Source organism: Achromobacter sp. SIMBA_011 (assembly GCF_046535435.1).
GTDB classification, from domain to species: domain Bacteria; phylum Pseudomonadota; class Gammaproteobacteria; order Burkholderiales; family Burkholderiaceae_B; genus Achromobacter; species Achromobacter dolens.
The window spans coordinates 371684-394750 of sequence record NZ_JAWRWN010000004.1 but is presented as its reverse complement, the minus strand read 5'-3'; the positions used below and the strand labels follow the sequence as shown (position 1 = coordinate 394750).

Genomic DNA, 23067 nt, shown 5'->3' with positions numbered 1-23067 from the left:
GGGGTGACGCTGTCCAACGTCTTATGTCTTATATAAGATATAAGATCAATTGACGCACCCGTAAATTAGTTCTAGGATTCCTGGCTGTCCGGCGACACATCCGCCCCCTCGCGCGCGGGCCGTCTTCGCCGTTCAACGGATTACACTGATTGGTGAGATTATTTTCTCGCCACACCATTACGGAGAACGTCCATGTCTAAGCCTGCCTTGCGTGTCGCCGTCACCGGCGCCGCCGGCCAAATCGGTTACGCACTGCTGTTCCGCATCGCCTCGGGCGAAATGCTGGGCAAAGATCAGCCCGTCATTCTGCAACTGCTCGAAATCCCCGACGAGAAAGCGCAAAAGGCCCTGAAGGGCGTCATCATGGAACTGGATGACTGCGCCTTCCCGCTGCTGCAGGATGTCACCGCCCACAGCGACCCGCGCACGGCATTCAAGGACGCGGACGTGGCCCTGCTGGTCGGCGCCCGCCCGCGCGGCCCCGGCATGGAACGCAAGGACCTGCTGTCGGTCAACGCCCAGATCTTCACGGCCCAGGGCAAGGCCCTGAACGACGTCGCCAGCCGCAACGTCAAGGTCCTGGTGGTCGGCAACCCGGCCAACACCAACGCCTACATCGCCATGAAGTCGGCGCCGGACCTGCCCGCCAAGAACTTCACCGCCATGCTGCGCCTGGACCACAACCGCGCCCTGTCGCAACTGGCCGCCAAGTCGGGCAAGGCCGTGGCCGACATCGAGAAGCTGGTCGTGTGGGGCAACCACTCGCCCACCATGTACCCCGACTACCGCTTCGCCACCGTCGGCGGCGAATCGCTGGCCAAGCTGATCAACGACGACGCCTGGAACCGCGACACCTTCATCCCCACCGTGGGCAAGCGTGGCGCCGCCATCATCGAGGCCCGTGGCCTGTCGTCGGCCGCCTCGGCCGCCAACGCCGCCATCGACCACGTCCGTGACTGGGTCCTGGGCAGCAACGGCAAGTGGGTCACGATGGGCATCCCGTCGGATGGCTCCTACGGCATCCCCGAAGGCATCATCTACGGCGTGCCGGTGACCACCGAAAACGGCGAATACAAGCGCGTCGAAGGCCTGGAAATCGACGCCTTCTCGCGTGAGCGCCTGGACTTCACGCTGAAAGAGCTCCTCGAAGAGCGCGACGGCGTCAAGGACCTGCTGAAGTAAGCAGCCAGCAAGCAGAATTGGGCCCGTTGACGCGGGCCCAATTCGCAAGCGGACGGCGCGTCAACGGATGCGCCGCCCGCGGAACGCAAACCTGTCTCTTTGCGCCCGCGCAATGAATTGTCGCGAAGGGGACAGATTTTCGTTCCGCGACCGCGGTAAGGTCGTGGCCAGGCGCCGGAACCCGATGTCCGGCACGGCCACACGCCGCGGGCGCGCAGACCCAGCCATCCCAGCCGGGGCAACGTCACGACACCCGGCCCCTATAACGGAGACTCCCCATGTCCAGACCCGAATCCGCCGGCGCCCTGTTCCGCCGCGCGCTCGCCGAAGAAAGCCCGCTGCAGATCATCGGCGCCATCAATGCCAACCACGCCCTGCTGGCCAAGCGCGCCGGCTACCGCGCCATTTATCTGTCGGGCGGCGGCGTGGCGGCGGGCTCGCTGGGCCTGCCCGACCTGGGCATCAACACCATGGACGACGTGCTGACGGACGTGCGCCGCATCACCGACGTCTGCGACGTGCCGCTGCTGGTCGACATCGACACCGGCTTCGGCCCGTCGGCGTTCAACATCGCCCGCACCGTCAAGAGCCTGATCAAGTTCGGCGCCGCCGCCTGCCACATCGAAGACCAGGTCGGCGCCAAGCGCTGCGGCCATCGCCCGGGCAAGGAAATCGTCAGCACCGAAGAGATGGCCGACCGCGTCAAGGCCGCGGCCGACGCCCGCACCGACAGCGACTTCTACCTGATCGCGCGCACCGACGCCATTGCCTCGCACGGCGTGGACGCCGCCATCGAGCGCGCCCTGGCCTGCGTCGAAGCCGGCGCCGACGCCATCTTCGCCGAAGCCGCCTACGACCTGCCGACCTACGACCGCTTCGTCAAGGCGGTCAAGGTGCCGGTGCTGGCCAACATCACCGAATTCGGCAAGACGCCGCTGTTCTCGGTGGAAGAACTCAAGAGCGTGGGCGTGGGCATGGTGCTCTACCCGCTGTCGGCCTTCCGCGCCATGAACAAGGCCGCCGAGGCCGTCTACACCGCCATCCGCCGCGACGGCCACCAGAAGAACGTGGTCGACCTGATGCAGACGCGCGAGGAACTGTACGACCGCATCGGCTACCACGAATTCGAATCGCGCCTGGACGCCCTGTTCCAGAAAGGCAAGGCCTGACGCGCGCCACCGCATCCGGCGCCACGGCGACCCCGCGGCGCCCCGCTTCCCCATTGCATCGACCACCGCGAAAGGAAAGGAGTAGAGACATGAGCACGGCTCCCAAGAAGCAGGCTGCCAAAACGGATACCACCGCGGACGCCGCCCCGGCCGCCAAGCCGGAAGAAAAGGCCGGCTTCAAGCCCAAGAAATCGGTCGCGCTGTCCGGCGTGGTCGCCGGCAACACCGCGCTGTGCACGGTCGGCCGCAGCGGCAACGACCTGCACTACCGCGGCTACGACATCCTGGACATCGCCCACACCAGCGAGTTCGAGGAAATCGCCCACCTGCTGGTGCATGGCAAGCTGCCCAACAAGGCCGAACTGGCGGCCTACAAGCAGAAGCTGCGTTCGCTGCGCGGCCTGCCCGTGCAACTGCAGGATGCGCTCGAGGCCCTGCCGGCCGCGAGCCACCCGATGGACGTGATGCGCACGGCCGTCTCGGTGCTGGGCTGCGTGCTTCCCGAGAAGGACGACCACAACCTGCCCGGCGCGCGCGACATCGCCGACCGCCTGATGGCCAACCTGGGCTCGGCCCTGCTGTACTGGTACCACTACAGCCACAACGGCCGCGTGATCGACGTGCAGACCGACGATGACAGCATCGGCGGCCACTTCCTGCACCTGCTGCACGGCGAGAAGCCGAGCGACGAGTGGGTCAAGGCGATGCACATCTCGCTGAACCTGTACGCCGAGCACGAGTTCAACGCCTCCACCTTCACCGCCCGCGTCATCGCCGGCACCGGTTCGGACATGTACTCGGCGATCACCGGCGCCATCGGCGCGCTGCGCGGCCCCAAGCACGGCGGCGCCAACGAGGTCGCCTTCGACGTGCAGAAGCGCTACGAGACGCCGGACGAAGCCGAGGCCGACATCCGCCGCCGCGTCGAGGCCAAGGAAGTCATCATCGGCTTCGGCCACCCGGTCTACACCGTGTCCGACCCGCGCAACAAGGTCATCAAGGAAGTGGCCAAGAAGCTGTCCAAGAAGGCCGGCAGCACCAAGATGTTCGACATCGCCGAACGCCTCGAGACGGTCATGTGGGACATCAAGAAGATGTTCCCCAACCTGGACTGGTTCTCGGCCGTCAGCTACCACATGATGGGCGTGCCCACCGCCATGTTCACCCCGCTGTTCGTGATCGCGCGCACCGCGGGCTGGTCGGCCCACATCATCGAGCAGCGCGTGGACAACAAGATCATCCGCCCGACCGCCAACTACGTCGGACCGGAAGACCAGAAGTTCGTGCCGCTCGACAAGCGCAAGTAGGACGACGACATGGGCCTGCCGACGCCTTCCCCCGCGCCGCGCGGGCCCAGTGCCGCCTGTATCCACTCAGGAGAGGTACCCAATGTCTGCCCCGATCTCCAACGTCCGTCCCGAGCCCGACCAGGTCCTGGTCGATATCGCGGACTACGTCCTCAACTATGAAATCCAGAGCGGCCTGGCCTACGAGACCGCTCGCAACTGCCTGATCGACACCCTGGGCTGCGGCCTGGAAGCGCTGGAATACCCGGCGTGCCGCAAGCTGCTGGGCCCCGTCGTTCCCGGCACCATCGTCCCGCACGGCGCCAAGGTGCCCGGCACCCAATTCCAACTCGATCCCGTGCAGGCCGCGTTCAACATCGGCGCGATGATCCGCTGGCTCGATTTCAACGACACCTGGCTGGCCGCCGAATGGGGCCACCCGTCCGACAACCTCGGCGGCATCCTGGCCACCGCCGACTGGCTGTCGCGCACCGCCGTCGCCGCCGGCAAGCCGCCGCTGACCATGCGCGCCGTGCTGACCGGCATGATCAAGGCGCACGAGATCCAGGGCTGCATCGCGCTGGAAAACTCCTTCAACAAGGTCGGCCTGGACCACGTGGTGCTGGTCAAGGTGGCGTCCACCGCCGTCGTGGCGCAGATGCTGGGCCTCACCCGCGACGAAGTCATCAACGCCGTCTCGCTGGCCTGGGTCGACGGCCAGAGCCTGCGCACCTACCGCCACGCCCCCAACACCGGCAGCCGCAAGAGCTGGGCCGCCGGCGACGCCACCAGCCGCGCCGTGCGCCTGGCGCTGATCGCCCGCACCGGCGAGATGGGCTACCCCTCGGTGCTGTCCGCCAAGACCTGGGGCTTCTACGACGTGCTGTTCAAGGGCCAGCCGTTCAGGTTCCAGCGTCCCTATGGCAGCTACGTCATGGAAAACGTGCTGTTCAAGATTTCGTTCCCGGCCGAGTTCCACTCGCAGACCGCGGTCGAATGCGCCATGCAGATCCACGACCGCCTCAAGTCCCTGGGCAAGTCCACCGACGACATCGCCAGCATCACTATCCGCACCCACGAGGCGTGCATCCGCATCATCGACAAGAAGGGCCCGCTGAACAACCCCGCCGACCGCGACCACTGCATCCAGTACATGGTCGCCGTGCCGCTCCTGTTCGGCCGCCTCACCGCCGCCGACTACGAGGACGACGTCGCCGCCGACCCGCGCATCGACTCCTTGCGCGACAAGATCACCTGCGTCGAGGACCCGGCCTACACCCGCGACTACCACGACCCCGACAAGCGCTCCATCGCCAACGCCCTCACCGTCCGGTTCACCGACGGCACCCAGCTCGACGAGGTCGTCTGCGAATACCCCATCGGCCACAAGCGCCGCCGCGCCGACGGCATCCCCCTGCTGGAAGCGAAATTCCGCACCAACCTGGCCCGCATCTTCCCCGCCCGCCAACAGGCCCGCATCCTGGAAGCCTCGCTGGACCAGAAAAAGCTGGAAGCGATGCCGGTCCACGAGTACGTCGATCTGTATGTGATCTGAGGCGACACGCGCGGATCTGATCCGAAGCGACAAGCGCAGATCTGAAGCGACAAGCTGCACTCCCCACGGCCCCATCACGGCAAAACCGTCCGGGGCCGCTCTTCTCCCTTCCTCGCGGCTGCGCGCCAAGCAAGCACCTGTCCACCACCGCGCAGCGCCCCCCGTCCCGACGCAAACCACCGCGTAAGTCAGGACCGGCCGCCCGCGCGGCCGGCCTTGACGGGCCCCGCAAACCTCTCCATAACCCCACCGGCCTGGCAGCGCATCATTTCTCGAAGCCCGTAGCCCGTCGCGGCGGCGGTTTGGGGGGCGGGCAACCTCGATGCGCCCGACGGAAACCGAAGGCAGCCGCCGAACGGCGGCCACGAGGTTGAGGCAGGGGCAGTCCGGAGCGAACGCTCCGGACCGCAATCGTGGGCGCCCGCCCCCCAAACCGCCGCCGCGACGGGCGACCTACGAAGAACCCCCAGCCCTCAGCAATTACAATCCCCCTTCCCCAAGAAACCAAAGACCGCCCCCCATCATGTCCATGCTCTGGGTAAAAACCTTCCACATCGTCTTCATCGCCTCCTGGTTCGCCGGCCTGTTCTACCTGCCCCGCATCTTCGTGAACCTGGCCCAGCAATCGGATTCGGCCGTGCAGGTCACCCTGCTCGGCATGGCGCGCCGCCTCTACCGCTTCACCACCATCCTGGCGGTCGTCGCCGTCGCGCTCGGCATGTGGCTGTACCTGGGTTACGGCATCGGCGTCGGCCCCGGCAACGGCTGGATGCACGCCAAGCTCTTTTTCGTCCTGCTCGTCATCGGCTACCATCACGCCTGTGGCGTCATGCTGCGTAAATTCGAACAGGGCAAGAACACCCGTTCGCACAAGTTCTATCGCTGGTTCAACGAAGTTCCCGTCTTGCTGCTCTTGGTGGTGGTGGCGCTGGTCGTCGTCAAACCCTTCTGATTCCCCCTACCCTTTGCACATTCGCCAGGATTCGTATGTCCGCTGATGACCAGGACCGCCCGCGCAAGACGCTGACGATCAAGAAAACCGCGCGCGACGCGCACGCCGAAGCCGCCCCCAAGCGGGTGCGCACCGGCGCCCGCGCCCGCCTGGTCGCCCAGAACGAGCGCGCCAAGGACAACATCGAGCGTCAGAAGGACCCCGAGGGCTACCAGCAGCGCCAGGCCGCCGCCCGCGCCGCGCGCCGGCCGGACGATCGTGAACGCGGCGACGGCCCGCGCCGTGGCGATGGCCCGCGCGGAGACCGCCCGCGCCGCGATGCCGCGCCGGCGCCGCGACCGGGCCGTACGCCGCAGCGCGCCCCGCGCCTGGACGACAAGTACGTCGCCCCCGCCACGCCCGCTGGCCGCTTCTACGATCCGTTCGAAGACGACGGCCCCGCGCCCGAATTCGCGCCGGAACCCGATTACGACGACGAGGCGCCGGTCGACGCCGGCCCGGCGCACGGCGCCGACGCGCCACATCGTCGCGCCCCGACCGTCGAGGTGCGCGAACGCCGTCCGCGCGAACCGCGCCAGGCCGAACGCTTCAAGGTGTTCGCCCCCTGCCCCCAAGGCCTGGAGGAAGCACTGACGGCCGAGATGCAGGCCCTGGGTTACGAAGATGCCGAAGCCGGGCGCGCCGGCTGTTCCTTCACGGCCGATTGGGCGGGCGTGCAGCGCGCCAACCTGTATTCGCGCCTGGCGACCCGCATCCTGGTGCAGGTCGCGCACGCCGAGATCTCGCACGAAGACGACATCCTGGATCTGGCCCGCGACACGCCCTGGGAGCGCTGGTTCGGCGCCGAACAGACTCTGCGCGTGGACACCTCGGCGATCAAGAGTCCGGTGCAAAGCCTGCAGTACTGCAACCTGCGCGCCAAGGACGGCATCTGCGACCGCCTGCGCGAGCTGGAAGGCGAACGCCCCAGCATCGACACCGTCCGCCCCGACGCGCGCGTACACCTGTTCCTGACCGGCCACACCGCCACCCTGTACCTGGACACCTCGGGTGAATCGCTGTTCAAGCGCGGCTGGCGCCTGGACAAGGGCGATGCGCCGCTGCGCGAGAACCTTGCCGCCGGCATGCTGGCGCTGGCGGGCTGGGACCCGGCCGCGCCGTTGCTGGATCCTTTCTGCGGCTCGGGCACCATCCTGATCGAAGCCGCCTGGATCGCCCTGGGCGTGCCCCCCGGCATCTCGCGCCCGTTCGGCTTCGAGCGCCTGCGCGGCCACGACGCCTACCGCTGGCGCGACCTGAAGGACGACGCGCGTTCGCGCATCCTGCCGCAGTTGGACGCGCCGCTGGTGGGCTACGACCTCGATCCACAGGCGGTCGAATTCGCCCGCAATAACGCCGAGCGCGCCTGGCTCACCGCCGACACCATCCGCTTCGAAGTGGGCGACGCCCGTGAAATACAGGCGCCGGCGGATCATGGCTGGATCGTCACCAACCCGCCCTACGGCGAGCGCATGGCCACCGAACAGGATGCCGACCTGTGGCGCGACTGGGCCGCGTGCCTGAAGCGCAATTTCGCCGGCTGGCAACTGCACATCATCACCAGCGACCTGACCCTGCCCAACCAGATGCGCCTCAAGCCCAGGCGCCGTGTGCCGCTGCACAACGGCGCGCTGGACTGCCGCCTGTTCGGCTTCGAACTGGTCGCGGCCGGCTACCGCGACGCCTGACGTCATCCCCGCCACCCCCGGGGCGGTTCTTCCCCGGGGCGTCATCCTTTTTCCACGGCCCGCGCGTTGTAAAAGCGCCGCAACATCGCGCCCGTATCTTTGCTTATGGTGCCCCGCAGCGCCGATTTGGGGCATCATCAGCACCAGGGTGTTGCCAATGCGCACCAGGTGCTTGCACAGTTTCAGGGTTAACCCTATAATTCGGGTTATCCCTAGTAGCTAAACAACAGTGCAAGCCCGTGGAGGCTATTGTGATCAACCCGAACAACACCATCCGCCTGACCGACGAACTCGAGCGTCAACTGATGCTCCAGGCCATTGAAGAACAGTTCCGCCCGCACCCGATGCGTGCGTTGGCCGCGGGCCTGCGTAAGCTGGCCCACGGCGTCCGTGCCCTGGCTGGCAAGACGAGCGCCAAGAACGCGCACTCCGCCGCCTGAGCAGGACCCAGGCCTTCGGGCCTGAACGATTTCCCCTTGGGGGCTGCATAGCCCCTTTTATAGACCCGCCCTTACCGGCGGGTTTTTTTTATGGCCGGCACCGGGAAATCGTCAACCCACCGGGCGGTGGCTTTGTCGGATAATACCGGCCCATGACCGACGCCTCCCTCGACCAGACCCCCAACCGGCTGCGCCGGTTCGCCTGCATGATGTACGAAGCCGTGCTGCTGTTCGGCGTGGTTTTCCTGGCGGGATACCTCATGGATACCCTGACCCAGAGCAAGAACGCGCTGGAACTGCGGGCCGCCCGCCAGGCCTGGCTGTTCGTGGCCATTGGCGCCTACTTCGTGCTGTGCTGGCGCCGCCGCGGCCAGACGCTGCCGATGAAGACCTGGAACATCCGCCTGGTCGATCGCGACGGCAATCCGCCCTCCACTGCCCGCCTGATCCTGCGCTATGTGCTGGCCTGGCCCCTGGTGCTGGCCGGCGCCGCCGTGGTCTGGGCCGCCGCCAGCGCCACCGGCTGGCCGTCGATGGACATGTTCATCGTGGCCGCGCCGTTCACGATCTTCGTCTGGTCGTGGTTCGATCCCGACGGCCAGTTTCTGCATGACCGCCTGCTAGGCACGCGCCTGCGCAATGCGCCGCAGCGCAAGAAAACCCGGTGAGCAAGCATTGAGTCAGGTGCCTGACCACACGCTGAACATACCTGCTTACAACTGGCAAAATCATGCGGCGAATTAGGCGCCGCCTTTCAGAAAGTTGAAAGTCGCGCGCAAAGACAATGGGGCCCCTTTCATAGACGCTCCAATAACTAATCATGCGCGCATTCCTTTCCCGCCTGTCGCTGGCCGCCGCCAGCGCCCTCCTGTTCCTGCCGTTCGGCGCCTCGGCCCAGAATGCCGCCGCGCAACAGGAGATCGAAGCCGCGATGAAAGCGGCCTACGCGGCCGCCCAGGAAGGCCCGGCGGATGTGAAGCTGGGCGACCAGGCCGTGGTGCACCTGCCGGAATCCATGTTCTTCGTGCCGCGCCTCCAGGCCGACCGCCTGATGGCAGCCTACGGCAATGGCAAGGACCCCTCGCTCTTGGGCGTGGTCATGCCCAAGAGCGACGATGACGACTGGGTCATCACCATCAACTTCGACAAGGCCGGCTACATCAAGGACGATGACGCCAAGAACTGGAACGTCAACGAGCTGCTGGACAGCCTGCGCGACGGCACCGAGGAATCCAATGTCGAACGCAAGAAGCGCGGCTTTCCCGAACTGGTGATGGACGGCTGGGTCGAGGCGCCGAAGTACGACAGCAACACCCAGCGCCTGGTCTGGTCGGTCGCCGTCAAGCACAAGGGCGAGACGGCCAACGACAACCCCACCGTCAACTACAACACCTATGCGCTGGGCCGCGACGGCTACATCACGCTGGACCTGATCACGCAGAAGAACCTGGTGCCGAAGGACAAGACCGCGGTGCTGACGCTGCTGGACAACCTGAAGTACGTCGAGGGCAAGCGCTACGCCGACTTCAACTCGTCCACCGACAAGGTCGCCGAATACGGGCTGGCCGCGCTGGTCGCGGGCGTCGCCGCCAAGAAGCTGGGCCTGTTCGCCGTGATCGCGGCGTTCCTGGCCAAGTTTGCCAAGGTCGGCATCCTGGCCGCCGCGGCGCTGGGCGGCGGGCTGTGGAAGCGTTTCCGCGGCAAGAAGGCCGAACAGCAGCAACCCTGAGCAATGAAGCTGCTCCTGCTGCTGTTTTCCGGTATCAAATACCTGAAATTCGGCAAGCTGTTCGCCACCGGCGGCACCATGCTGCTGTCGGTGGCCGTCTACGCCTTCGTCTTCGGCTGGCGTTACGCGGCCGGCTTCGTGCTGTTGCTGCTGGTGCATGAACTGGGCCACTACATCGCGGCGCGCCAGCGCGGGCTGGACGTGGGTGCGCCCGTCTTCATCCCGTTCGTCGGCGCCTGGATCCAGCTCAAGGACATGCCGCACGATGCCGACACCGAGGCCTATGTGGGCCTGGGCGGGCCGCTGGCCGGCACGGTGGCGTCGCTGGCCTGCTATTTCGCGGCGCGCAGCACCGGCAGCGACCTGCTGCTGGCGCTGTCGTACGCGGGCTTTTTCATCAACCTGTTCAACCTGATCCCGCTGTCGCCTTTCGACGGCGGCCGCATCACCGCGGTGCTGTCGCCGCGCATCTGGCTGGTGGGCGTGCCGGTGCTGGTGGCCCTGTTCTTCTGGCGTCCCAGCCCGATCCTGATCCTGGTGGCGGTGCTGGCCTTTCCGAACGTGCTGCGGGCCTTCAAGTACGACCCGACGCTGCCCGAGAACCAGGCCTATTACGGCACCACGCTGGAAAGCAAGCTGACCTATACCTGCGCCTACCTGGGCCTGGTCTGCGTGTTGGCCATCATGGCCCACGACGTGCACGACATGCTGGGCCATCTGCGCGGCTGATCCCGCCTGTTTGACGGCCGCCGCCGCCGAAACGGAGGCGGCCGTCACAACAGCGTCACTTTTTTTTCATGTCACGGTCATCGCGGGGTGGTTTCATTCCCAGGCATGACGACAGCCCCCATGGACAGCACCGTGAACGAAATCCGCCCCACGCACTGGCGCGCTCTCTGGATTTCCGACATTCACCTGGGCACCGCCGGGTGCAAGGCGGAATTCCTGCTGGATTTCCTCGAGCATAACGATTCCGACACCCTGTACCTGGTCGGCGACATCGTCGACGGTTGGCAACTGCGAAAGCACTGGCACTGGCCCAGGGCCCATAACGACGTGATCCAGCGCATCCTGCGCAAGGCCCGCAACGGCACCCGGGTGGTGTTCATCCCCGGCAACCATGACGAATTCGCGCGCGAATTCGCCGGCTACGCCTTTGGCGACATCGAGATCCTGGACGAAGACGTGCACGTGACGGCCAAGGGCCTGCGCCTGCTGGTGCTGCACGGCGACCAGTTCGACGGCGTGATCCAGCACAGCCGCTGGCTGGCGCACCTGGGCGACGGCCTCTACCAACTGGCGCTGTGGATCAACCATCATTTCAACCGCCTGCGCCACCGCCTGGGACTGCATTACTGGTCACTGTCGCAGTACCTCAAGCACAAGGTCAAGAACGCGGTGTCGTTCATCACCGACTTCGAGGAAGCGCTGGCCGGCGAGGCCCGCCGCCGCGGCCTGGACGGGGTGGTGTGCGGCCACATCCACAAGGCCGAGCTGCGCGACGTGGGCGGCATCCTGTACTGCAACGACGGCGACTGGGTGGAAAGCCTGTCGGCCCTGGCCGAGACCCATGACGGCCAGTTGCAGTTGCTGGACTGGGCCGCGATCCAGGCCGAGCGCCAGGCCGACCCGACGCCGCGCAAACCCCGTTCGCTGTCCCTGCCGGCGCTGCCGTCGGCGCTGCGCCGCCAGGGCAAACACCCGTGATAACCCTTATACGTCCCCGTTACGCAACGCGGATATTGCAGTTCACGGCCCTCTAGGTCATGCTTGCAATTGGGGCAACGGGCAAAAACTGACCCGTTCACGCTGCAACATGCTCACAACATAGGGCCATGAACGACCAATATCAGGTGCTCTACCAAACATTCCGCTGGCTGGTTCCCACCCAGTTCAACATAGCGGAAGCGTGCTGCCACCGCTGGGCATCCAGTAGTCCGGATGCGCGGCGCATCGCCATCTACTACGAAGATGAAGCCGGCAACCGCGAGGTCTGGACCTATGCGCGGCTGGCCGAGGCCGCCAATCAGTTGGCCAATGGCTTGGTCAAGATGGGCGTGGGCCGCGGCGACCGGGTCGGTGTGGTTTTGGGGCAACGCCCGGAGACCGTGGTGGCCCACATGGCCATCTACAGCGTGGGCGCGGTGGTGCTGCCGCTGTCGGCGCTGTTCGGCCCCGAAGCCCTGCAGAGCCGCCTGTGCGATTCGGAAACCCGCGTCGCCATCGTCGACCATGCTTCCAGCGCCAACCTGCTGGCCGTCAGCGACAATTGCCCCAACCTGCAACAGATCATCGGCATCGGTTTCGCCGACGAGCGCGTCCTGCCCTGGCGCAGCCTGCTGGCGCGCCAACCCAGTGAATTCAAGCCGGTGCCGACGCGTTCGTCGGATCCGGCCATCCTGCTCTATACCTCCGGCACCACCGGCGCCCCCAAGGGCGCCCTGCTGCCGCACAGCGCGCTGATCGGCAACCTGCCGGGTTTCGTCGCTTCCCAGGACTGGTTTCCGCGGCCCGCCGACGTATTCTGGTCGCCCGCCGACTGGGCCTGGACCGGCGGCATGATGGACGCGCTGCTGCCGACGCTGTATTTCGGTCATCCCATTGTCGGCACCCGCGGCCGTTTCTCCGTCGAGCGCGCCTTCGAGCTGCTGGAACGCTACCAGGTCACCAACACCTTCCTGTTCCCGACCGCGCTGAAGATGATGATGAAGGCGGTGCCCGAGCCTCGCAGTCAATACCAGTTGGCGCTGCGGTCCATCATGAGCGCCGGCGAAAGCGTCGGCGAGACCGTATTCGAATGGTGCCAGTCGGCGCTGGGCGTGACACCCAACGAGATGTTCGGCCAGACCGAGATGAACTACGTGGTCGGCAACAGCCAGAAGCGCTGGCCGGCCAAACCGGGCAGCATGGGCCGGCCCTACCCCGGCCATCGGGTCGCGGTGCTGGACGACGCCGGCCAGCCGGTGGCGGCTGGCGAAACCGGCGAGATCGCCGTGAATCGCTACGACATCCACGGTTTTCCCGACCCGGTCCTGTTCCTGGGCTACTGGCGCGACGAAGCCGCCACCCAGGCCAAGTTCAAAGGCGACTGGTGCCTGACGGGCGACCTGGCCCGGATCGACGCTGACGGCTATCTCTGGTACGCCGGCCGCGCCGACGACGTGTTCAAGTCGTCCGGTTACCGCATCGGCCCCGGCGAGATCGAAAGCTGCCTGGTCGGGCACCCGGCCGTGGCCAATGCCGCGGTGGTGCCCAAGCCGGACGCCGAGCGCGGCACGGTGGTCAAGGCCTATGTGGTGCTGACGCCGGAATTCGCCCAGCGCGACCGCGGCGACATCATCGAGAACCTGCAGGAACACGTGCGCGAGCGCCTGGCGCCCTACGAGTACCCGAAGGAAATCGAATTCGTCGAAGAATTGCCCATGACCACCACCGGTAAAATCCAGCGTCGCATCCTGCGCCAGCGCGAAGAAGAACGCGCGCGGGCGTCCAGGCCCCAATGACGCGGGCGGGTCCGCAGAGATCCGCCGCCGCACCCGGAGACAGGGCATGCCCATTTACCAGCTCGACGACCTCATTCCCCGCATCGATTCGGCCGCCTACGTGGCCGACAGCGCCGACATCATCGGCAACGTCACGCTGGAGGCCGGCGTCAGCATCTGGTCACACGTCTCGATCCGCGGCGACAACGACGCCATCCTGATCCGCCAGGGCACCAATATCCAGGAAGGCAGCGTGCTGCACGTGGATACCGGCTGTCCCATGAGCATCGGCCCGAACGTCACCGTGGGCCACCAGGCCATGCTGCATGGCTGCACCATCCACGAAGGCGCGCTGGTGGGCATGCAGGCCATCGTGCTGAACAATGCCGTGATCGGCCGCAACTGCCTGATCGGCGCCGGCGCCATCATCCCGGAAGACCGGGTGATTCCGGACAATTCCCTGGTCATCGGCATCGGCAAGATCGTGCGCGAACTGTCGGACGAGGAAATCGCCAACCTGCACAAGAACACCGCCCATTACGTGGCGCGCGGCCAACACTACAAGACGGCCCTGAAACGTCTGGCCTGAGCCCGCCGCCGGGGACGCCCCGGCAACCGCCGACACCCCTGCCGCCGACAGGGGGAATCGGCCGTCCGATCGGCTAACATTCTTCCATGACCGATCAGCTCAAGAAATACCTCCTCGAAGACCGTAGCGTCCGCGTCCAAGCGGTCCGCCTCACGGATACCTGGAAGGCCGTCCAGGCCAACCACGACTACCCGCCCGCCATCACCCACCTGCTGGGCGAATTGGTGGCGGCCTCCACCCTGCTGGCCGCCAACATCAAGTTCGATGGCTCGCTGGTGCTGCAGATCCAGGGCGACGGCCCGATCGCCCTGCTGGTGGTGGAATGCCGCTCCGACCTCAGCCTGCGCGCCACCGTCAAGGTGCGCGAAGGCCATGACGTGCCAACCGATGGCGACATGCAAAGTCTGCTGAACCCGGGCGGCAATGGCCGCTTCATTGTGGTGTTGGACCCCCAGCACAAGGTGCCCGGCCAGCAGGCCTACCAGGGCATTGTGCCGCTGGAAGGCGAAACCGTCGCCGAAGCCCTGCAGCACTACATGAAGGCCTCCGAGCAGCTCGACACCCGTCTCTGGCTGGCCGCCGACGCCGACCATGCCGCCGGCATGCTGATCCAGCGCCTGCCCCACCACGGCGGCTCGGACACGACGACGCTCAGCGAGCAGGCTGCCACCGAGACCTGGGACCGCGCCACGGCGCTGGCCACCACGCTCAAGCGCGACGAACTGCTGACCACCGAGATCGACACCCTGATCCACCGCCTGTTCTGGGAAGAAACGCTGGTGGCGTTCGATCCGCTGCCGGTGCGCTGGCACTGCCCGTGCACCCGCGAACGCGTGGCCAACATGCTGCGCTCGCTGGGCCAGGCCGAAGTCGACGACATCCTGGCCGAACGCGGCCAGGTCGACGTGGCCTGCGATTTCTGCGGCAAGCCCTACGTCTTCGACGCGGTCGATTGCGCCGCGCTGTTCACCGGCAGTCAGCCGGCCAACGGCGACGCGCCGCCCACCGTGCATTGAACCGCGCCGGGGCCCCTGCCTCGGCTTGTACGAATCGACAGGCGGTCATGCCCGCGCCACACTGGCCGGCCATGACCGCCTTTTTTGTCGCCTCGCGCTCCCGCGCCGCGCGCCCGCTGCAGCGTGGCGCTGCCGCGCTCGAGTTCACCCTGATCGCCGCCCTGATGCTGCTGCTGGCGCTGGGCACGGTCGAGGCCGTCCGCTGGCAACTGACACGCCAGATTGTCCACCTGGCGTTGTTGCAGGCGGCCCGCGCCGGCGCCACGACCCACGGCGATCCGGTCCACATCCGCGCGGCATTCCAGCAGGCCCTGCTGCCGCTGCACGCCGGCGCCGGCGGCCAAGCCGGCGCCCGCCACCGCCAGGCCCACGCCCAGGCGCGCATCGCCGGGCAAGTGGGCGCGTCCCCATGGCGTATCGAGATCCTGCGGCCCGATGCCCAGGCCTTCCGCGATCATGCCCGGCCGGGGCTGCGCACCGACGCGCCCGCCGGCCTGCCGGCCATCGACAACGCCTACCAGGCGCTGCAATACGCGCGCCGGCCCGATTTGCCGGACAGCCGCAGCATCTTCCGAGCCAATACGCTCAGGCTGCGGCTGACCTATCTGTACCGTCCCCTGCTGCCGCCATTGCGCCCACTGCTGGCGGCATTGGCCGGGGCCGACGGCAGCTACGCGGCCGCGGCGCGGGCTATCGGTCTCGCGCCGATCGGGATGGAACTCGAGGTGGAAATGCACAGCCATCCCGTGGACTGGCGCGGCGCCCAGCCGTATCCGCCCGGCATGGTGGCCGGGGCGTGCCGCGGCCTCCACTGCCCGTGAACGGACCGGGTGGCGCGGACATCAGCACTGGAGTATGACGGGACCGTTGGCGGGTCCGGGCATTGCCCGGACGCGTGGCGGATCAGCGTTGGGGAGTGGCGGTGCCGTTGGCGGGCCGGGCATTGGCCGGCCGCGTGGCGGAAGTGGCGGCCGGGGCCGGCCTGGCGGGCGTGGCCGGCGCGCTCGCACGCACCGGAGCGGCCGGGCGGGTGGCGGCCTCGGTGGCCAGCGACGCGCCGCCCGCGGGCGGCTGGGTGTTCTGCGGCAGGATGTGCACGAAGACTTCGCCGTCGCGCATCATGCCCAGTTCACCGCGGGCCCGTTCCTCGATGGCGCCCGACCCGTTTTCCAGGTCGCGGACTTCGGCCTCCAGGGCCGCGTTGCGCGCGCGCAGGCCTTCGTTGGTCTCGCGCTGCGCCGCCACCTGGCGTTGCAGGTCCCAGACCTTGAACCAGCCGCCCTTACCCAGCCAGAGCGGGTACTGGATCAGCCCTACCAGCACGAACAGCACCAGGAACAACAGGCGCATACGCGGGAACCCTCAGCAGTCGTGGCGCTAACAAGGCCGCGGCGCGTGCCGCGGCCCGCTTACATTAACGCAAGTTGTAGAAGGCTTCCAGGCCGGGGTACGACGCGACTTCGGCCAGTTCTTCCTCGATGCGCAGCAACTGGTTGTACTTGGCCATGCGGTCCGAACGCGACAGCGAGCCGGTCTTGATCTGCATGGCGTTGGTGGCCACGGCGATGTCGGCGATGGTCGAATCCTCGGTTTCGCCCGAACGGTGCGAGACGACGGCGGTGTAGCCGGCGCGCTTGGCCATTTCGATGGCGGCGAAGGTCTCGGTCAGGGTGCCGATCTGGTTGATCTTGATGAGGATCGAGTTGGCCACGCCCTTCTGAATGCCTTCGCGCAGGATCTTGGTGTTGGTGACGAACAGGTCGTCGCCCACCAGTTGCACCTTCTTGCCGAGCTGGTCGGTCAGCAGCTTCCAGCCTTCCCAGTCGTTTTCGGCCATGCCGTCTTCGATCGAGATGATCGGGTACTTGTCGCACCAGGTCGCCAGCAGGTTGGTGAATTCCTGCGAGGACAGCGAGATGCCTCCTTCGCCGGCCAGGGTGTACTTGCCGTCGCGGTAGAACTCGGAGCTGGCGCAGTCCAGGCCCAGGGCGATCTGCGTGCCCGGCTCGTAGCCGGCTTCGGTGATGGCCTTCAGGATCAACTGGATCGCGGCTTCGTGGCTGGCCACGTTGGGGGCGAAACCGCCCTCGTCGCCCACCGCGGTGGACATGCCCTGGCCGTGGATCAGCTTCTTGAGCATGTGGAAGACTTCGGCGCCCCAGCGCAGGGCTTCGCGGAAGCTGCCCGCGCCCACCGGCAGGATCATCAGTTCCTGCAGGTCGAGGGTGTTGTTGGCGTGCGCGCCGCCGTTGATGACGTTCATCATCGGCACGGGCATGCTCATGGGGCCGCTGCCGCCGAAGTAGCGGTACAGCGACAGGCCGGACTCGTCGGCGGCGGCGCGCGCCACGGCCATGGAGGCGGCCAGGATGGCGTTGGCGCCCAGGCGTTCCTTGGACTCGGTGCCGTCCAGTTCGATCAGGGTGCGATCGACGAAGGTCTGCTCCTGGGCGTCCAGGCCCATCAGCGCTTCCGAGATTTCGGTATTGAGGTTCTCGACGGCGCGCAGCACGCCCTTGCCGAGATAGCGGCCCTTGTCGCCGTCGCGCAGCTCGATGGCTTCGCGGGCGCCGGTGGACGCGCCCGACGGCACGGCCGCGCGGCCCATGGCGCCGGATTCCAGCAACACGTCACATTCGACGGTCGGGTTGCCGCGCGAATCCAGAATCTCGCGGCCGATGATATCGACGATTGCACTCATGACTTTACATTCCCTGAACGATAAACATATTCATCACGGCCGCGCCTTCACGGGCATTGCGGGCGCGTCGGTACTGCCAGGAGTCGTAGAAGGCCTGGGCCGCGGCCATGGACGGAAACTCCATGACGACGGTGCGGCCGGGCTCACGCCCCTCGAGGTGCCGGGATTCGCCGCCGCGCACCAGGATCTTGGCATCGTACGCGCGCATGGCGAGCGTGGACAGACGCTTGTAATCCTCGTACTGCGCGGGCTTGGTCACTGTGACGTCGGCGATGAGATAGGCACTCATGGGGTTCCTTCAGGACAGTTGCATTGATGGGGTCGCGGCGCCGGACAGCGAGACACGGGCAGTGTCGCGCAACACGGCGGGGCCGTGCCTGTCCGATGCTAAGTGGTTGTATCCGAAAGCAGCGCCGCGGCGCGAGGCCGCGGCGCATTGTCCGCCAGGAGCGACGGCGGGAACGGGGCCGGCGGCCCGGGCGGCGCAGATGCGCGGCTCGGTGCCGCCGACCGCCATTACGCCCCCTGGCCGCGGCGAGCCTTCTGCTCGATGGCGGCGCGGATGTAGCTGGAGAACAGCGGGTGGCCGTCACGCGGGGTGGACGTGAACTCCGGGTGGAACTGGACGCCGACGAACCAGGGGTGGTCGGGCAGTTCCATGATTTCCGGCAGGTTCTCCGTCGGGGTGCGCGCGCTGATCACCATGCCGGCCTCTTCAAGGCGCGGCACGTAGACGTTGTTGACTTCGTAGCGGTGGCGATGGCGTTCGTTGACTTCGTCGCCGTAGATCGACTGGGCGCGGGTGCCCGGCTTGATCGGCACGCGCTGCGCGCCCTTGCGCATGGTGCCGCCGAGGTCGGACGAGTTGTCGCGCTTCTCTACCTTGCCTTCGCGGTCCATCCATTCGGTGATCAGGGCCACCACGGGATGCGGCGCCGACGGATCGAACTCGGTGCTGTTGGCGCCGCCCAGGCCGGCCACGTGGCGCGCGAATTCGATCACGGCCAGTTGCATGCCCAGGCAGATGCCCAGGTACGGCACGCCGTTTTCACGGGCGTAGCGGATGGCGGCGATCTTGCCCTCGGTGCCGCGCTTGCCGAAGCCGCCCGGCACCAGGATGGCGTCCAGGTGCTTGAGCTGGTCGGTGCCGCGGGTTTCGATGTCTTCGGAATCGATGTACTCGATGTTGATCTTCGAGCGCGTGTGGATGCCGGCGTGCACCAGGGCTTCGGTCAGCGACTTGTACGACTCGGTCAGGTCGACGTACTTGCCGACCATGCCGATGGTGAGCTGGTGTTCGGGGTGTTCGAGCGCCTCGACCAGGTTGTCCCACATGGACAGGTCGGCCGGCGGCGGGGTCAGGCCCAGCGCTTCGCAGACGATATTGTCCACGCCCTGCTTGTGCAGCATGGCCGGGATTTTGTAGATCGAGTCGGCGTCCCACACCGAGATGACGGCATCCAGGGGGACGTTGGAAAACATCGAGATCTTGGCGCGCTCGTCGTCCGGGATGGGACGGTCGGCGCGGCACAGCAGCGCGTTCGGGTAGATGCCGATTTCGCGCAGCTTCTGCACCGAGTGCTGGGTGGGCTTGGTCTTGAGTTCGCCGGCGGACGCGATGAACGGCACCAGCGTCAGGTGCACGAAGGCGGCATTGTTGCGGCCCATGCGCAGGCTCATCTGGCGCGCGGCTTCCAGGAAGGGCAGCGATTCGATGTCGCCCACGGTGCCGCCGATCTCGACGATGGCGACGTCGGTGTTGCCGTTCCAGGCGGCGTCCGCGCCACGGGCGATGAAGTCCTGGATCTCGTTGGTGATGTGCGGAATGACCTGGACGGTCTTGCCCAGGTAGTCGCCCCGGCGCTCCTTGCGCAGCACCGATTCGTAGATCTGCCCGGTGGTGAAGTTGTTCACCTTGTGCATGCGGGCGGAGACGAAACGCTCGTAGTGGCCCAGGTCCAGGTCGGTCTCGGCGCCGTCTTCCGTGACGAACACTTCACCATGCTGGAACGGGCTCATGGTGCCCGGATCGACGTTGATGTAGGGGTCGAGCTTGAGCATGGTGACCTGCAGACCACGCGACTCGAGGATGGCGGCGAGCGACGCAGCGGCGATGCCCTTGCCCAGGGAAGACACCACTCCGCCGGTGACAAATACGTATTTGGTCATCGTAATAAGCGCCCGGGACGAGCGGGCGCGTGCGGGAAATTTGGATTATAGCCGGGAGGCGGAACTTGTCTGGGTTTTCCCCTAGCGGCCAGGCGTAACATTTGGCTGCACTCGCGCGCAAGACCGAAATGCCGTGACGGTGGCCATCATGCTATGGTCGTCCCCGATTTTCTTGTCCCGAGGCCCCTGCGATGAACCTTCCGACCGCACACCCGAACGCGCTGGCCAGGCGCCTGACCACCGCCGCCGTCGGCCTGCAGTTGCTGGGCGCCATCCTGGTCCAGCTCTACCTGATAAGCGCCGGACCGCTGGCCGCGCTGACGCGCGAGGCGTTTGCCCGGCCCGACATGCTGGCGAGCACGGTCGTGAACATCGTCGCCGGCTGCATCCTGGTCGGCCTGACCACCTGGGGAGCCACGCAGCGCTGGCTGCGCCGGCACAACGCGGGCGAAGTCGACCGCCCGGGCAGGATGGTGGCCGTGCTGCTGGCGGTCTCGCTGGTGCTGTTCGTGCTGATCTCGACCGGGCTGGCGTTGCTGCAGCACGGTTTCTACACGCTCATCGTGAGGCACAAGGAATGGGTGGACGAGGCCTTCGGCTATTACGGCGTCCGCCGCATGCTCCTGATGGCCCTGCCGCCCAAGCTGTGCGCCATCCTGCTCACCATCCTGGGCAGTTGGCTGGCGGTGCGCATCGCGGCCTGGAGCGTCACCCCCGTAGCAGCGCAGGCGCCGTTCCTGCAGCGGCGCCACGCCGCGTGGATCGCCGCGCTGACGCTGCTGCTGTGGCAATTGCACGTCGCGCTGGTGATCGGCCTGTACTTCATGCCCGATGCGGGATCGGCCGGCATGCTGGAATACGCGATCGGCTATTGGATACTGCCCGCTTTGCTGCTGGCGCTGGCCGCATGGGTCTGCCTGCGCAGCCTGCCGCAAGCACTGGGCGCGGCAGGCATGGGCCGCGCCATCGCCCACGGCACTTTCGCGTTCTGGCTGACCCAGGTGCTGGGAATCGGTCTGGCGCTTTTGATCATCTGGTCCATGACCTGGAGCCAGTTGATACGCACAGCCGCGTCATACACGACCTCGGTGGTGTCGGTGCTGATCTACAGCGTGCTGCTGGCGCTGAGCTGCTACCTTGGCGCCCGGTTGCTCTACCGCCGCCGCGAGACGCCGCCGGAGAGCGCGTCGGCCTGAGCGCCGCGCGAAGGCGCAACGCCGCAAGCGCAATGACAAAAGGCCCCGACGGGGCCTTTTGTCATTGCAGGACGCGACCGTCAGATCGCCGCGGTGCGGCGTTCCAGCCAGGCCAGCGCTTCGCCCTCGACCAGCGGCGACAGGCGCTCGAACACGGTCTTGTGATAGTCGTTGAGCCACGCGATTTCATCCGCGCGCAGCAGCGACGGTTCGATGCAGCGCGTGTCGATCGGGCACAGCGTCAGCGTCTCGAAACACAGGAACTCGCCCAGCTCGGACGTCAGCCAGGCGCGGTTGGCCACCAGGTTCTCGATGCGCACGCCCCAGCGGCCAGGACGATAGATGCCCGGTTCGTTGGACGTGATCATGCCCGGCTCCATGGCCGTGTGCGGACCGGGAACCGCGCGATACGAGATGACCTGCGGGCCTTCGTGCACGTTCAGGAAGTAGCCCACGCCGTGGCCGGTGCCGTGGCCGTATTCGGCGCCGCCTTCCCAGATCGGGGCGCGCGCGATGGCGTCCAGCATCGGCGACGGCGTGCCGCGCGGGAACGAGGCGCGCGACAGCGCGATCATGCCCTTGAGCACCAGCGTGAAATCGACCTTCTGGTCGGCGCTGGGCGTGCCTACCGCGACCACGCGGGTGATGTCGGTGGTGCCGCCCAGGTACTGGCCGCCGGAGTCGATCAGCAGCAGGCCGTCGCCTTCGATGGTGGCGTGCGATTCGGCCGTGGCGCGATAGTGCGGCATGGCGCCGTTGGCGTTGAAGCCGGCGATGGTGGCGAAGCTGGGGCAGACGTAGTCCGGCCGGCGCGCGCGGGCGGCGGTGATCTGTTCGTCGATGGTCAGCTCGGTGATGCGCTCGTTGCCCAGCGCGCCCTCGAACCAGGCGAAGAATTCGCACAGCGCCGCCCCGTCCTGCGCCATGGCCTGGCGCACATTGGCCAGTTCAGCGTCGGTCTTGCGCGACTTGAGCAGCGTGGACGGATTGATGGCCTCGACACGGGGCACGGCGGGGTCCATCGCGTGGAACACGCCACAGGTGACGCGCGCCGGATCGATCAGCAGCTTCTGGTCGGGTTCGAGCGAGGCCAGCGCGTCGGCGGCCTGGGCGTAATCGGCCACTTCGACGCCATCGGCGGCCAGCGTGGCGCGCAGCGCGGCGTCGATCTTGCCGTCGGCCACGAACAGCGTGGCGTGGTCCAGGCCAAGCAGCGCATGGCCGACGAACACCGGGTTGTAGTCGACATCGGCGCCGCGCAGGTTGAAGAGCCAGGCGATGTCGTCGAGCGTGCTGATGAAATGCACGTCGGCGCCATGGGCGCGCATGGCGGCGCGCACCTGGGCCAGCTTGTCGGCGCGCGTGACGCAGGCCTGCGGCGCCACGTGTTCGTAGATAGCGGCCGGCGGCAGGCCGGCCCGGTCGGCCCAGATATCGTCCAGCAGGTCGGCGCGGATCTCCAGCGTGGCGCCGGACGTGGCGGCGGCCACCGACAGCGCGCGGAACGCGGCCAGGCCCAGCACCTGCCCATCGACGCCGATGACATCGCCGGCGCGGGTGTTGGCGGCCAGCCAGTCCACATGGCCCGGCGTGGTGGCGACGGCGATCTTCATCAGTTGCACGCCGGTGCCGGCCAGTTGCGCCTCGGCCTGCACCCAGTAGCGGCTGTCGACCCACAGGCCGGCGAAATCGGCGGTCACCACCAGCGTGCCCACCGACCCCGTGAAGCCCGACAGCCAGCGCCGGCCCTGCCAGCGCGCCGGCAGGTATTCGGACAGGTGCGGATCCGAGGACGGCACGATATAGGCGGACAGGCCGCGGCGGCGCATGGCCTGCCGCAGTTGGGCGATACGGGTGTCGGTGCTGGACATGGG

Annotated in this window: 21 protein-coding genes; 16 read left to right on the top strand and 5 right to left on the bottom strand. The window is 67.0% G+C overall.

The annotated features are described in order from the left end of the window. Positions 1–192 precede the first annotated feature (192 nt). The 15 genes from SB816_RS17545 (at position 193) to SB816_RS17475 (ending at position 15948) form a co-directional block, all read left to right on the top strand. Positions 193–1182, top strand: coding sequence for a malate dehydrogenase (locus SB816_RS17545; protein ID WP_410547332.1), 990 nt, complete (start codon positions 193–195; stop codon positions 1180–1182). Positions 1183–1460: 278 nt separating this feature from the next. Continuing rightward, the gene (gene prpB, locus SB816_RS17540) at positions 1461–2351 is read left to right on the top strand and encodes a methylisocitrate lyase (protein WP_054501500.1); all 891 of its coding nucleotides are present in this window, start codon (positions 1461–1463) and stop codon (positions 2349–2351) included. 89 nt (positions 2352–2440) lie between these two features. Beyond that, complete coding sequence (prpC, locus tag SB816_RS17535) at positions 2441–3658, top strand: 2-methylcitrate synthase (RefSeq protein WP_064524451.1); 1218 nt, start codon at positions 2441–2443, stop codon at positions 3656–3658. Positions 3659–3740: 82 nt separating this feature from the next. After that, positions 3741–5192 carry a bifunctional 2-methylcitrate dehydratase/aconitate hydratase gene (locus SB816_RS17530; protein ID WP_054501502.1) on the top strand — a complete coding sequence of 484 codons (1452 nt, stop codon included), beginning with the start codon at positions 3741–3743 and terminating at the stop codon, positions 5190–5192. A 523-nt stretch (positions 5193–5715) separates the two neighbouring features. Next, positions 5716–6144, top strand: coding sequence for a CopD family protein (locus SB816_RS17525; RefSeq protein WP_006384749.1), 429 nt, complete (start codon positions 5716–5718; stop codon positions 6142–6144). A 35-nt stretch (positions 6145–6179) separates the two neighbouring features. Continuing rightward, the gene (locus SB816_RS17520) at positions 6180–7871 is read left to right on the top strand and encodes a THUMP domain-containing protein (protein ID WP_054501504.1); all 1692 of its coding nucleotides are present in this window, start codon (positions 6180–6182) and stop codon (positions 7869–7871) included. Positions 7872–8122: 251 nt separating this feature from the next. Next, a complete protein-coding gene (locus SB816_RS17515; RefSeq protein ID WP_006393542.1) occupies positions 8123–8311 on the top strand; it encodes a hypothetical protein in 189 nt (62 codons plus the stop codon). Between the two features lie 152 nt (positions 8312–8463). Continuing rightward, the gene (locus SB816_RS17510; RefSeq protein ID WP_410547331.1) at positions 8464–8979 is read left to right on the top strand and encodes an RDD family protein; all 516 of its coding nucleotides are present in this window, start codon (positions 8464–8466) and stop codon (positions 8977–8979) included. Between the two features lie 152 nt (positions 8980–9131). Further along, positions 9132–10040 (top strand): DUF2167 domain-containing protein, encoded by a 909-nt coding sequence (locus tag SB816_RS17505; RefSeq protein ID WP_054501506.1) that lies wholly within the window; start codon positions 9132–9134, stop codon positions 10038–10040. 3 nt (positions 10041–10043) lie between these two features. Next, positions 10044–10769, top strand: coding sequence for a site-2 protease family protein (locus SB816_RS17500; protein WP_054501507.1), 726 nt, complete (start codon positions 10044–10046; stop codon positions 10767–10769). Between the two features lie 105 nt (positions 10770–10874). Beyond that, positions 10875–11747, top strand: a complete 873-nt coding sequence (locus tag SB816_RS17495) for a UDP-2,3-diacylglucosamine diphosphatase (RefSeq protein WP_144654979.1) — start codon at positions 10875–10877, stop codon at positions 11745–11747. Positions 11748–11875: 128 nt separating this feature from the next. Then, positions 11876–13543 carry an acyl-CoA synthetase gene (locus tag SB816_RS17490; protein WP_064524449.1) on the top strand — a complete coding sequence of 556 codons (1668 nt, stop codon included), beginning with the start codon at positions 11876–11878 and terminating at the stop codon, positions 13541–13543. 46 nt (positions 13544–13589) lie between these two features. Continuing rightward, on the top strand, positions 13590–14111 hold the full coding sequence (locus SB816_RS17485; RefSeq protein WP_054501509.1) for a gamma carbonic anhydrase family protein: 522 nt from the start codon (positions 13590–13592) through the stop codon (positions 14109–14111). Positions 14112–14197: 86 nt separating this feature from the next. Then, a complete protein-coding gene (hslO, locus tag SB816_RS17480) occupies positions 14198–15127 on the top strand; it encodes an Hsp33 family molecular chaperone HslO (protein WP_054501510.1) in 930 nt (309 codons plus the stop codon). Positions 15128–15174: 47 nt separating this feature from the next. Next, entirely contained in the window at positions 15175–15948 is a 774-nt protein-coding gene (locus SB816_RS17475) for a TadE/TadG family type IV pilus assembly protein (protein WP_410547330.1), read from the top strand. 82 nt (positions 15949–16030) lie between these two features. Here SB816_RS17475 and ftsB read toward each other — a convergent pair whose 3' ends face one another. From ftsB to SB816_RS17455, 4 genes are all read right to left on the bottom strand, one after another. Continuing rightward, positions 16031–16477, bottom strand: coding sequence for a cell division protein FtsB (gene ftsB, locus SB816_RS17470; RefSeq protein WP_064524447.1), 447 nt, complete (start codon positions 16475–16477; stop codon positions 16031–16033). A gap of 64 nt (positions 16478–16541) precedes the next feature. Next, positions 16542–17828, bottom strand: a complete 1287-nt coding sequence (gene eno, locus SB816_RS17465) for a phosphopyruvate hydratase (RefSeq protein WP_006389345.1) — start codon at positions 17826–17828, stop codon at positions 16542–16544. A 4-nt stretch (positions 17829–17832) separates the two neighbouring features. After that, a complete protein-coding gene (locus SB816_RS17460) occupies positions 17833–18117 on the bottom strand; it encodes a DUF1330 domain-containing protein (protein WP_006389344.1) in 285 nt (94 codons plus the stop codon). 227 nt (positions 18118–18344) lie between these two features. Beyond that, positions 18345–19997 carry a CTP synthase gene (locus SB816_RS17455; protein WP_054501512.1) on the bottom strand — a complete coding sequence of 551 codons (1653 nt, stop codon included), beginning with the start codon at positions 19995–19997 and terminating at the stop codon, positions 18345–18347. A 191-nt stretch (positions 19998–20188) separates the two neighbouring features. Here SB816_RS17455 and SB816_RS17450 point away from each other — a divergent pair, with 191 nt between their 5' ends. Further along, positions 20189–21193, top strand: coding sequence for a hypothetical protein (locus tag SB816_RS17450; protein WP_054501513.1), 1005 nt, complete (start codon positions 20189–20191; stop codon positions 21191–21193). An 80-nt stretch (positions 21194–21273) separates the two neighbouring features. On the opposite strand, the gene SB816_RS17445 is transcribed toward SB816_RS17450, so the two are convergent. Next, the gene (locus tag SB816_RS17445) at positions 21274–23064 is read right to left on the bottom strand and encodes an aminopeptidase P family protein (protein ID WP_410547329.1); all 1791 of its coding nucleotides are present in this window, start codon (positions 23062–23064) and stop codon (positions 21274–21276) included. Positions 23065–23067 lie beyond the last annotated feature (3 nt).